Below are 10,837 nucleotides of genomic sequence, written 5' to 3'. Positions count from 1 at the left end.
GCCCGCCGGGCCGGTCGCCGTCCCCAGCGGCCGGTCCCGTCCCCGGACCGGCCGGGGGACGCAGCGGGGCGCCCGTCCCCGGGCAGGGTGGCGGCCGTGCGACCGGCCGGGACGACGCAGGACGGCGCCCCGCCGTGGGCCGGGGTGCTGCAGGCCGGCGGGCGGGCGCTGGCGGACCTCGTGCTGCCCCGCGTCTGCGCCGGGTGCGCGCTGCCCGGGGCGGTGCTGTGCCCACCGTGCCGCGCCCGGCTGGCCCGGCCCCGGCTGGCCGAGCCGCGCCGCCACCCGCCGGGCTTTCCGCCGACGGTCGCGGCGGGGGCGTACGCAGGGCCGGTGCGCCCGGCGGTGGTGGCCTTCAAGGAGCACGGCCGGGCCGAGCTCGCGGCACCCCTCGGCGCCGCGCTGGCCCTGGCGGTGGCCACCGTGCTCACCGGGCTGCCGCCGTCCGCCGGGTCGTCCGTGGCCGCACCTGTCGTGCTGGTGCCGATGCCCAGCGCCCCCGCCGCCGTGCGGCGGCGCGGCCGCGACCACGTGCAGGAACTGGCCGACCGTGCCGTCGCCGAGCTCACCGCCGCGGGCCTCACCGTGACCACGGTGCCGCTGCTGGGCCGCGCCGGGCGCACCCGGGACTCCGCGGGCCTGGACGCCGCTGCCCGGCGGGCGAACCTCACCGGCCGGTTCCGCCGGCTGCCGGTCCCGCTGCCGCCGGGTCACCGGCTCGTGCTGGTCGACGACGTGGCCACCAGCGGCGCCACCCTCACCGAGGCGGCCCGCGCCCTGACCGCCGGGGGGCCCGAGGGCGGGGCGCCGGTGCTGGCCGCGGTCGTGGCGGCGACACCGCGGCGGGTCCGGCGACCGGACCCGCCGCGCGGCGCAGCCACTCTCACCCTGCGGAGGTGAACCGGACGACTTCGGTCACTGCCTCCGGTGTCGGGACCGGGGGAGGGGGGCTAGCGTTGGTTCGATCACACCCGCCCGATCGGGAGGTCTCATGGAGATCGTGGTCCGAGGTCGCAACGTCGAGGTGCCCGAGCACTTCCGCCAGAAGGTGGAGGACAAGGTCGGCCAGCTCGAACGATTCGACAGCAAGGTCATCCGCATCGACGTCGAGTTGCTGCACGAGAAGAACCCACGTCAGGCGGCCAACTGCCAGCGCGTGGAGATCACCCTCCGGGGCAAGGGCCCGGTGGCCCGCGCCGAGGCGTGCGCGCCGGACTTCTACGCCGCACTGGAGCTGGCGGCCGGCAAGCTGGAGAACCGGATGCGGCGGGCCAACGACCGCCGCAGGGTCCACCACGGCCGGCACACCCCACCCAGCGTGCGGGTCGGCGGAGCCCCCGTCGACGTCGTCGCGGTGGGTGCCGAGGACACCGCCGCCCCGCTCGGCGACCTCGCCGGCGCCGCTGCCGCCCCCGAGCCGTCCGCGGACATCGAGGCCGCCCTGGTCGACGGGCCGCTGGTCACCGACCTCGACGAGCACCTGCCCGGGCAGATCGTCCGCGAGAAGGTCCACCAGGCAAAGCCGATGCACGTGGACCAGGCGCTCTACGAGATGGAGCTCGTCGGGCACGACTTCTTCCTGTTCCTGTGCGCCGACACCGGCCAGCCCTCGGTCGTCTACCGGCGGCACGCCTTCGACTACGGGCTGATCCGGCTCGGTGCCTCCGTGGCGTCGCCCGACGGCGCCGCGGCCCCGGCCGCGGCCGAGCGCGAACCCGCGCACGCCTGACCGACCAGGCCCACCCGGCGAGCCGTCCTCCGTACCCGCGGAGGGCGGCTCGCCGCACGTCCGGGGCCCGTGCCGCCGGGCGCGCGAGATCCGCGTCCTCGTGGTCTCCCGGGCCGGGGTTGCCACGAGTCCGCAGATCTCGCCCGCACGGCGCCCCTGGCGGAGGTCGACTGGGGCACGGCGGCGTCCCGGCGAGACGGCGGAGCTGCGGCGAGATCTGCGTCGTCGCGGTCTCTCGGGCCGGGATGCCCCGAGTCCGCAGATCTCGCGCCCGGCTGCGGTGGGGGCGTCAGTCGCCGGGGAGGCGGGAGAACAGCGCGGCGTCGGCGCGGCGGCCGTCGCGGTAGTGCAGGTAGGAGCGCAGCACGCCCTCGCGGTGGAAGCCGGCCCGGACGGCGACGGTCTGGGAGCCCGCGTTGGCCACGTCGGCGACCAGGTAGACCCGGGGCGCGCCGAGCCCGATCGCCCAGTCGGCCAGCGCGTGCGCGGCCTCGGCGGCGTACCCGCGCCCGCGGGCCTGCGGGGTGATCCAGTAGCCGACCTCCGGGCCGATCGGGTGCTGGCCGATCCGCTGGACGCCGCTCGCGCCGACCAGCTCGCCGTCGGCCTCGATGGCCACGGTCAGCCCGGTGCCCTCCCGCCGCTGGCCCGGCGCCTCGCCGAGCACGAACGCGGCGGCGTCCTCGCGGGTGTAGGGCACGCCGACGGCGGCGATCCAGCGGGGGATCTCCGGGTCCTGGCAGGCGGCGAACACCGCGTCGACGTCGTCCGGGCGGAACGGGCGCAGCACCAGCCGGTCGGTGCGGACCGTCTCGGTGGTCAGGTCGATGCCGCTCAGGTCCATGCCGCCGGTCACGCCGTCGCCTGCGGGCCGCGGTGGCGCTCGGCGTTGCCGAGCACCCGGTCCACGGTGATCTCCAGGACCACCCGGGCCGGGTTCTCCCGCGGCTGCCGGTACCGGCTCGCGTAGCGGGCCACGGCGTCGGCGACCGCAGCGGCGTCGTCCCGCACCACCGCCGTCCCCTCCAGCGTCGTCCAGCAGGCGCCGTCGACCTGGCAGACCGCCACCCGGGCCTGCCCGTCGCGCACGTGCCGGGCCTTCATCGAGCTGCCCGAGGTGATCACCCGGGCGGTGCCGGTCGCGGCGTCCAAGGTGACCCCGACCGGGACGACGTGCGGGGTGCCGTCGGGGCGCAGCGTGGTGAGCGTGGCCAGGTGCCGTTCGGTGAAGAAGGCCACCAGCCCGGGCCCGAGGAGCGGGGTGGCGGGAGAGTCTGGGTCGGAGGACACGCCTGCCGACGGTACGGACGAGGCGCGCCCGGGTACACGCAGTGGTCGGGTGTGGACCAGGCCAGGGGTTCGCCGCCTACGCTGGTGCCGTGGTGTTCAACAAGCTCCTGCGTGCCGGTGAGGGCAAGATCCTCCGACGGTTGTCCAAGATCGCCGACGCGGTCGACGCCCACGAGGCCGACACCGCCGGCCTGACCGACGCCGAGCTGCGCGCGAAGACCGACGAGTTCAAGGCCCGGTACGCCGACGGTGAGAGCCTGGACCTGCTGCTGCCGGAGGCGTTCTCCGTCGTCCGCGAGGCGGCCGGCCGCACGCTGGGCCAGCGGCACTACCCCGTGCAGATGATGGGCGGCGCCGCGCTGCACCTGGGCAACATCGCCGAGATGAAGACCGGTGAGGGCAAGACGCTCACCGGTGTGCTGGCCGCCTACCTCAACGCGCTGCCCGGCGAGGGCGTGCACATCGTCACCACCAACGACTACCTGGCCGCCCGTGACGCCGAGACCATGGGCCGCATCCACCGCTTCCTGGGCCTCACCGTGGGCACGATCGTCTCCGGGCAGCAGCCGGCCGAGCGCCGCGAGCAGTACGCCTGCGACATCACCTACGGCACGAACAACGAGTTCGGCTTCGACTACCTGCGCGACAACATGGCCTGGGCCAAGGCCGACCTGGTGCAGCGCGGGCACGCCTACGCGATCGTCGACGAGGTCGACTCGATCCTCATCGACGAGGCCCGCACCCCGCTGATCATCAGCGGCCCGGCCGAGACCAGCGCCAAGTGGTACGGCGAGTTCGCCCGCATCGCCCCGCTGATGCGCCGCGACCGGCACTACGAGGTGGAGGAGGCCAAGCGCACGGTCGCCGTCACCGAGGAGGGCGTGGAGTTCGTCGAGGACCAGCTGGGCATCGACAACCTCTACGAGGCGGTCAACACCCCGCTGATCGGCTACCTGAACAACGCCCTGAAGGCCAAGGAGCTGTTCAAGAAGGACCAGCAGTACATCGTCACCAACGGCGAGGTCCTCATCGTCGACGAGTTCACCGGCCGCGTGCTGTCCGGGCGCCGTTACAACGAGGGCATGCACCAGGCGATCGAGGCCAAGGAGCGCGTCCAGATCAAGGACGAGAACCAGACCCTCGCCACGATCACGCTGCAGAACTACTTCCGGCTCTACGACAAGCTCTCCGGCATGACCGGCACGGCCCAGACCGAGGCCGCCGAGCTCAACCAGACCTACAAGCTGGGCGTCGTGCCGATCCCGACGAACCGGCCGATGGTCCGCGAGGACCGCGCCGACGTCATCTACAAGACGGAGAAGGCGAAGTTCACCGCCGTCGTCGACGACATCGCCGAGCGCCACGAGGCCGGTCAGCCGGTCCTCGTGGGCACCGCGAGCGTCGAGAAGTCCGAGGAGCTGGCGAAGTACCTGCTCCGGCGTGGGATCCCGCACGAGGTCCTCAACGCCAAGAACCACGCCCGTGAGGCCTCGATCATCGCCATGGCCGGCCGGCTGGGCGCGGTCACCGTGGCCACCAACATGGCCGGCCGCGGCACCGACATCCAGCTCGGCGGCAACGCCGAGTTCATCGCCGACGAGCAGCTGCGCGCCAAGGGACTGTCCCCGGCGGACACGCCGGAGGAGTACGAGGCAGCCTGGGACGACGCGGTCGCCGCGGCCAAGGCGCAGGTCAAGGCCGAGCACGACCAGGTGGCCGAGGCCGGTGGCCTGTACGTGCTGGGCACCGAGCGGCACGAGAGCCGGCGCATCGACAACCAGCTGCGCGGTCGCTCCGGCCGTCAGGGCGACCCGGGTGAGTCCCGGTTCTACCTGTCGCTGGGCGACGACCTGATGCGGCGCTTCAACGGCCCGATGCTCGAGTCGATGATGAACACCCTCCGCGTGCCGGAGGACCAGCCGATCGAGTCCAAGATGGTCAGCCGGGCGATCCGGTCGGCCCAGACCCAGGTCGAGCAGCAGAACTTCGAGGTCCGCAAGGACGTCCTGAAGTACGACGAGGTGCTCAACCGCCAGCGCACCGTCATCTACGACGAGCGCCGCAAGGTCCTGGACGGCGAGGACCTGCACGTGCAGGTGCAGACGATGGTCGACGACGTCGTGGCCGCCTACGTCAACGGCGCGACCGAGACCGGGTACGCCGAGGACTGGGACCTCGACCAGCTGTGGGCCGGCCTCAAGGCGCTGTACCCGGTGGGCCTGGACCAGCAGGAGATGCTCGACCGCGTCGCCGAGGGCGACCAGTCGGCGCTGTCGGCCGAGGACCTGAAGACCGAGTTGCTCGCCGACGTCCACCGGGCGTACGAGGCGCGCGAGGAGGCCCTGGGCTCGGAGGTCATGCGCGAGCTCGAGCGGCGGGTGCTGCTGAGCGTGCTGGACCGCAAGTGGCGCGAGCACCTCTACGAGATGGACTACCTGCGGGCCGGCATCCACCTGCGTGCGATGGCCAACCGCGACCCGGTCGTGGAGTACCAGCGCGAGGGCTTCGACATGTTCAACGCGATGCTCGACGGCATCAAGGAGGAGTCCCTCGGCTTCCTGTTCAACCTGGAGGTCAAGAGCCAGGAGCAGCAGCAGGCCGAGGCCGCGCAGCAGCAGGCAGCCGCCGAGGCCGAGGCGCTCGCCCGCGCCCAGGCCGGCACCCAGGCCGTGCTCGCCCGTCAGGCCGCGGCGCAGGCGGCTGCTGCCCAGGCCGCCGCCGTGCGGGCCGCGATGACCGCCGCGCCGACCGAGGCCCCTGCGCCGTCCCCGACCGGCAACGGGGCGGCGCCGGTGGCCCCCTCGTCCAACGGCAACGGGTCGGCCCCGGCCGTCACCGAGGTGCCTGCCGCTCCGGCGGCCGGCAACGGCGGGACGACGACGAGCTCGGCCCGGCGCACCCGCAGGCCGGCCGAGGCGGCCGCCGCCCCGGCGCCGGTCGATCCCGCCCCGGTCGCCCCAGCGCCGGCCGACTCCGCTCCGGTCGAGTCCGCCCCCGCGCCGGTCGCGGCTGCCCCGACGGCCTCGGTGACCGCCGAGCCGGGGACCTCGGGCACCGGCACGGGTCCGGACCTGGACGTCAAGGGCCTGGAGCCGCCGAAGCGGGAGCAGCTGAGCTACAGCGCGCCGAACCTCGAGGCCTCGCCCAAGGAGTCGGGTCCGGCCAAGGCCGCCAAGTCGGTGACCGTGACCGGCACCAAGGAGACCCCGCGCAACGCCCCGTGCCCGTGCGGGTCGGGGAAGAAGTTCAAGCAGTGCCACGGCGCCGCGGGCGCCTGAGGCCCTGACGCACGCCGGACGCCCCGTCGACCACCTGGTCGACGGGGCGTCCGGCTGTCCGGCCCCGTCCAGGGGCTCGCCCCGAGCTCGCGAGGGGTGAGGGGGACGGGGTCCCTCGTCAGCCGATCTGCAGGGCGGTGCAGCGCCAGCGCCCGTCGATGCCCTCGAGCCGGGCGGCGACCGCGTGGGCCCGACCGCCCCGCCGGGCGACCGCGCTGACCTCGGCCACGCCGTCGACCGGCTCGCACACCCGCACCGAGCTGATCAGCAGCGGCGCCGTCCCCTCGGTGCACCAGCGCGGGCGGCGGCCGGTGGCCAGCGAGCCGAACAGCGGCGGGCTGACCAGGCTCTGCAGCTGAGCGATCGGACGCCGGCCGGCGAAGGCCTCCAGGGTGAGCGTCACCAGCCGCCGTCCGGCCGCCTGGGCGTCGGGCAGCTCCGCGCGCTGCGACCACACCGGGCCGAAGTCCGCGGTGTCCCCGACGCGCGGCGCCGGCTGGTCGATCCGGGGTCGCGGTCCCGGGACGGGCGCCGGGCGAGCGGTGCGCCGACCGGGCACCAGCAGGCGCACCGGCGCCGCCTCGTCCTCCAGCGCGGGCCCGGGGGAGGGGACGACGACCAGTCGCAGGCGGCGGTGTGCTGGCGCGGCGGCGGGGTCCGGGGACGACGGGGCGAGGTACGGGGAAGCGGTCACGGCGGCTCTCCTCGGGGACGGTGCGGGCAGTCGACGGGGGCGGTCGGGGTCAGCCGGGCGGCCGGAGGACCTGACCGGGCAGCAGCAGGTCGGGATCGGGGCCCAGGACGGCGGCGTTGACCTGCCACCAGGCGTGCACGGCCCGCGCGACGTCGGCGTCGGTGACCGGGGCGCCGGGGTGCTGGCGGAGCAGCCACGCCTCGGCGACGTCCCAGAGGCAGTCGCCGCGCACGACGACGTGCTCGCCGGGCGCGGGCGCCGGCCAGTCGAGGTCGGGTGCGGCGGGAGGCGCTGCGGGCCAGTCCAGGCCGACGGCGGGGCTGGTCGGGCCGGCGGCGGCGACGGCGGTCGAGGGCGCCAGCACGGCCGGGAGCACCGCCGGGCCCACGGTGCTCAGGCCCACGCCGATGGCCATTGCGGCCGCCCGGCGGGCGCCGGCGGGCAGCACCCCGACGAGCAGGACGGCGGAGAGCCGGCCGGCCCATCCCGGTGCGGTGGAGGCGGCGGTGAGCAGCAGCCCCAGCGCGCCCCAGGCCCAGCACAGCCAGGCGAGCGCGCCCACTGCCACCACCACGAGTGCGTCGGCCCCGGTGCTGTCCACCAGGCCCTGCGGGTCCCCGAGGGCGCTGCGCAGCTCGGCCGGGGCGGGCCCCAGCACCGCCAGCGCCCAGGCCACCAGGCCCATGACCGCGCTCGTCGCGGCCCACCGTCGTGTCGACACGGCACCTCCTCGTCCTGCCGATGACCAAACACCATCAAAGCAAGCAAACGCAACCAAATGCACGTATCTGTGGACGAGCTAGCCTGCCGTCATGCGCTGGGAGCAGCTGTTCACCGACCTCGAGGCCCAGTTCGCCGCCCAGGAGGCCGCGGACGAGCGCCTCGGCGAGCCGTCGCGGGCGCGTGCCGAGCAGGGGAGGGTCCGGCTGGTCGACCGGCTGCGGGGTGCGGTGGGCAGCCCGGTCTCCCTGCGCTGCCCCGGGGTGGGCGAGCTCGCCGGGCGGCTGGTCGACGTGGGCGTCGACTGGGTGCTGCTGGCCGAGACCGGCGACCGCGAGCTGCTGGTGGCGACCCGGGCCGTGGCGGCCGTCGCCGGGCTCACCGCCGCGACGGCGGCAGCGGGGGAGGAGTCGGCGGTCGACCGGCACCTGGACCTGCGCCGGGCGCTGCGCGGGCTGGCCCGGGACCGGGCGGCGGTGCAGTGCCTGCTGGGTGACGGCGGCGTGCTCACCGGCACGATCGACCGGGTGGGGGCCGACTTCGTCGAGCTGGCCGAGCACCCGCTGGACTCACCGCGCCGGCGGGGTGCGGTGACCGGGGTGCGGGCGGTCGCGCTGGCGGCGGTCGTCGCCGTCCGGACCGGCTGACCCGGAGCTGCCGGGTCGGGGGTGGGTCAGCGTGCGGAGTCGGCGTCCACGCCGTCGGCGACCTGCTCCTCGGCGGCCAGGGTGCCCCCGGCCTCGGCGTACTTCTGCTGGATGAAGCGCTCCAGCTCGTCCTTCTCCACCCGCCACTGGCCGCGGCCACCGACCTGGATCGCCCGCAGCTCGCGGCGGCGCACCATCGCGTAGGCCTGCGACCACGACACGTTGAGGATCTCCGCGACGTCGTCGAGGGTGAGGAAGCGCTGCGTGGCCATGGGGTCGTCTTCTCCCGTCGAAGGTGCCCCGCCAGTGTGGCAGCCGGGTGAGTTCACCCCCCGGCGTGCACCCGAAGGTGTGGACAGCCGCTGCGCCGGGCCGCCGGACCAGGTCATGATCGCCGTCCGCGAGCCACCGCGGGTCCGTGCGACAGGCGAGGAAGACCGATCGATGAGCGTGCCCACCGCGGCGGCAGGCGCCGTCCGCACCGATGCCGTCCCGGCCGGCCCGGCGCCGCGGCGGGTCCGCCCGCCCCGGTGGCTGGACCTGCGGCTGGTGCTCGGCGTCCTGCTCGTGCTGGGCTCGGTGCTGATCGGCGCCCGGGTGGTCAGCGCCGCGGACGCGACCGTGCCGGTCTGGTCCGCGGCCGGCGACCTGGCGGCGGGCACCGTGCTGGCGGAGGACGACCTCGTCGCGGTCCCCGTCCGGCTGGACGACGCCGCGGACGCCTACCTGGCCACCAGCACCCGGCCCGGTGGGCGCGTCCTCGCCCGCGCCGTGCGCGCCGGTGAGCTGCTGCCCCGGTCGGTGCTCGAGGAGGCGACCGGTGGGGTCCAGCTGGCCCTGCCCGTGCAGGCCGGGTACGTGCCCCCCTCGCTGGCCCACGGTCAGCTGGTCGACGTCTACGCCGTCGCCGACCCCGCCGTGGGCGCCGACGCCGCCACCGGCGGGGACGTCGACCTGGTCCTGTCCGCGGCACCCGTGCAGGCGGTGACCGGCCGCGGGGAGGGCGTGCTGTCCACGTCGTCCACGACGCTGCAGGTGGTGGTGGCCGTCGAGGCCGAGGAGGTCCCGGAGGTGCTCACCGCCATCGGTGGCCGTGGGCTGGTCGTCGTCGTCCGCGGCTCCGTCGACAGCGCGACCACCGCACCGGAGGCCGCCGCCGAGGGTGCGGCGACGACGGGTCCGACCGGCTGATGGCGCTGCAGGTCTTCACCGCCGTCACCGGGGCGGCCTGGGAGTCCGAGCTGGTCGGCGCCCTCGACCGCGAGGACCACGGGGTCACCGTGGTCCGGCGCTGCGTCGACGTCGGCGACCTGCTGGCCGCCGCGACCACGGGCACCGGTCAGGCGGTGCTGCTCTCGGCCGAGCTGCGCCGGCTCGACGGCGCCGCGGTCGCCCGGCTCACCGCCGCCGGGGTCGCGGTCGTCGGGCTGGTCGAGCCCGGTGACACCCGCGCCACCGAACGACTGCGGCAGTGGGGCGTCGGCCGGGTGCTGTCGGCCGACGCGGACCCCGAGACGATCGCCCGGGCGCTGCGCGAGGCGGTCACCGGCGAGCTCCCCACCGGTCACGAGATCGGTGACCCGCGCGCCGCGCTGCCGGTGCTGGGGCTCCCGCCGGAGGAGTCCGACCGTCCGGCGGGCCGCGGCCGGGTGGTCGCGGTGTGGGGCCCGACCGGGGCGCCCGGCCGGACGACGGTCGCGGTCGGGCTCGCCGACGAGGCCGCCCGGCTGGGGGTCCCGACGCTGCTGGTCGACGCCGACGTCTACGGCGGCGTGGTCGCCCAGCTGCTCGGCCTGCTCGACGAGTCCCCGGGTGTCGTCGCCGCGGCGCGCCAGGCCTCGGCCGGCACCCTGGACCTCGCCGCGCTGGCCCGGCTGGCCTGGGCGGTGGGACCGCAGCTGCGGGTGCTCACCGGGCTCGCCCGCGCCGACCGGTGGCCGGAGCTGCGGCCGCAGGGCGTGCAGGTCGTGCTCGAGGAGGCCCGCCGCCTCGCCGCGCTCACCGTCGTCGACTGCGGCTTCGCCGTCGAGGAGGACGAGGAGCTGTCCTTCGACACCGCGGCCCCCCGCCGCAACGGCGCCACCCTCGCCGTCCTGGCCGCCGCCGACGAGGTCCTGTGCGTCAGCGGCGCCGACCCGGTCGCCCTGCAGCGCACCGTGCGGGCACTGGGCGAGCTCCGCGACGTGCTCCCCGACGTCGAGCCGGCCGTGGTGGTCAACCAGGTGCGCCGCGGGCCGGTCCCCGGTGACCCGCAGCGGGAGGTCGCCGCGGCGCTGGAGCGCTTCGCGGGCCGTCAGGTGCGGGCCTTCCTCCCGGCCGACCGCCGGGCCACCGACGCCGCCCTGGCCGGCGGGCGCACGCTGGCCGAGGTCGCGCCCGGCTCGCCGCTGCGCGCCGGGCTGCGCGCCCTGGCCGCCGAGCTCGCCGGGGTGCCGGCGTCCCCCGGTCGCCGGGGACGGCGCCGGGCCTGACCCCCGGG

Annotated in this window: 11 protein-coding genes; 6 read left to right on the top strand and 5 right to left on the bottom strand. The window is 76.0% G+C overall.

Annotated features, from left to right (window positions below):
• The first annotated feature begins 96 nt into the window (after nucleotides 1-96).
• Both O2W14_RS12735 and hpf read left to right on the top strand, forming a co-directional pair.
• Entirely contained in the window at nucleotides 97-900 is an 804-nt protein-coding gene (locus O2W14_RS12735; RefSeq protein WP_269176464.1) for a ComF family protein, read from the top strand.
• A gap of 91 nt (nucleotides 901-991) precedes the next feature.
• Nucleotides 992-1,729, top strand: a complete 738-nt coding sequence (gene hpf / locus O2W14_RS12730; protein WP_269176463.1) for a ribosome hibernation-promoting factor, HPF/YfiA family — start codon at nucleotides 992-994, stop codon at nucleotides 1,727-1,729.
• Nucleotides 1,730-2,018: 289 nt separating this feature from the next.
• Here the strand turns inward: hpf and O2W14_RS12725 are convergent, their stop codons facing one another.
• Both O2W14_RS12725 and O2W14_RS12720 read right to left on the bottom strand, forming a co-directional pair.
• Nucleotides 2,019-2,585: a GNAT family N-acetyltransferase gene (locus O2W14_RS12725; protein WP_269176462.1), complete on the bottom strand. Its 567-nt coding sequence runs from the start codon at nucleotides 2,583-2,585 to the stop codon at nucleotides 2,019-2,021.
• Nucleotides 2,582-3,019, bottom strand: coding sequence for a TIGR03618 family F420-dependent PPOX class oxidoreductase (locus tag O2W14_RS12720; protein ID WP_269176461.1), 438 nt, complete (start codon nucleotides 3,017-3,019; stop codon nucleotides 2,582-2,584). The genes O2W14_RS12725 and O2W14_RS12720 overlap by 4 nt, the downstream gene beginning before the upstream one ends.
• An 89-nt stretch (nucleotides 3,020-3,108) precedes the next feature.
• Between O2W14_RS12720 and secA the strand changes: the two genes are divergently transcribed.
• Nucleotides 3,109-6,297: a preprotein translocase subunit SecA gene (secA, locus tag O2W14_RS12715; RefSeq protein WP_269176460.1), complete on the top strand. Its 3,189-nt coding sequence runs from the start codon at nucleotides 3,109-3,111 to the stop codon at nucleotides 6,295-6,297.
• A gap of 118 nt (nucleotides 6,298-6,415) precedes the next feature.
• On the opposite strand, the gene O2W14_RS12710 is transcribed toward secA, so the two are convergent.
• Complete coding sequence (locus O2W14_RS12710; RefSeq protein WP_269176459.1) at nucleotides 6,416-6,991, bottom strand: Rv3235 family protein; 576 nt, start codon at nucleotides 6,989-6,991, stop codon at nucleotides 6,416-6,418.
• Nucleotides 6,992-7,040: 49 nt separating this feature from the next.
• Nucleotides 7,041-7,712, bottom strand: a complete 672-nt coding sequence (locus O2W14_RS12705) for a LysM peptidoglycan-binding domain-containing protein (protein WP_269176458.1) — start codon at nucleotides 7,710-7,712, stop codon at nucleotides 7,041-7,043.
• A 91-nt stretch (nucleotides 7,713-7,803) separates the two neighbouring features.
• Here O2W14_RS12705 and O2W14_RS12700 point away from each other — a divergent pair, with 91 nt between their 5' ends.
• A complete protein-coding gene (locus tag O2W14_RS12700; RefSeq protein WP_269176457.1) occupies nucleotides 7,804-8,358 on the top strand; it encodes a hypothetical protein in 555 nt (184 codons plus the stop codon).
• Between the two features lie 26 nt (nucleotides 8,359-8,384).
• On the opposite strand, the gene O2W14_RS12695 is transcribed toward O2W14_RS12700, so the two are convergent.
• Entirely contained in the window at nucleotides 8,385-8,630 is a 246-nt protein-coding gene (locus O2W14_RS12695) for a helix-turn-helix domain-containing protein (RefSeq protein ID WP_163612396.1), read from the bottom strand.
• A 172-nt stretch (nucleotides 8,631-8,802) separates the two neighbouring features.
• On the opposite strand from O2W14_RS12695, the gene O2W14_RS12690 reads away from it, so the two are divergent.
• Nucleotides 8,803-9,549 carry an SAF domain-containing protein gene (locus tag O2W14_RS12690; protein WP_269176456.1) on the top strand — a complete coding sequence of 249 codons (747 nt, stop codon included), beginning with the start codon at nucleotides 8,803-8,805 and terminating at the stop codon, nucleotides 9,547-9,549.
• On the top strand, nucleotides 9,549-10,829 hold the full coding sequence (locus O2W14_RS12685; RefSeq protein ID WP_269176455.1) for an AAA family ATPase: 1,281 nt from the start codon (nucleotides 9,549-9,551) through the stop codon (nucleotides 10,827-10,829). The genes O2W14_RS12690 and O2W14_RS12685 overlap by 1 nt, the downstream gene beginning before the upstream one ends.
• Nucleotides 10,830-10,837: the final 8 nt, after the last annotated feature.

This window comes from Modestobacter sp. VKM Ac-2986 (assembly GCF_026967795.1).
In the GTDB taxonomy this organism is placed as follows: domain Bacteria; phylum Actinomycetota; class Actinomycetes; order Mycobacteriales; family Geodermatophilaceae; genus Modestobacter.
Note: the sequence above shows the minus strand (reverse complement) of the source record. Positions and strands in the feature narration are given on the sequence as shown.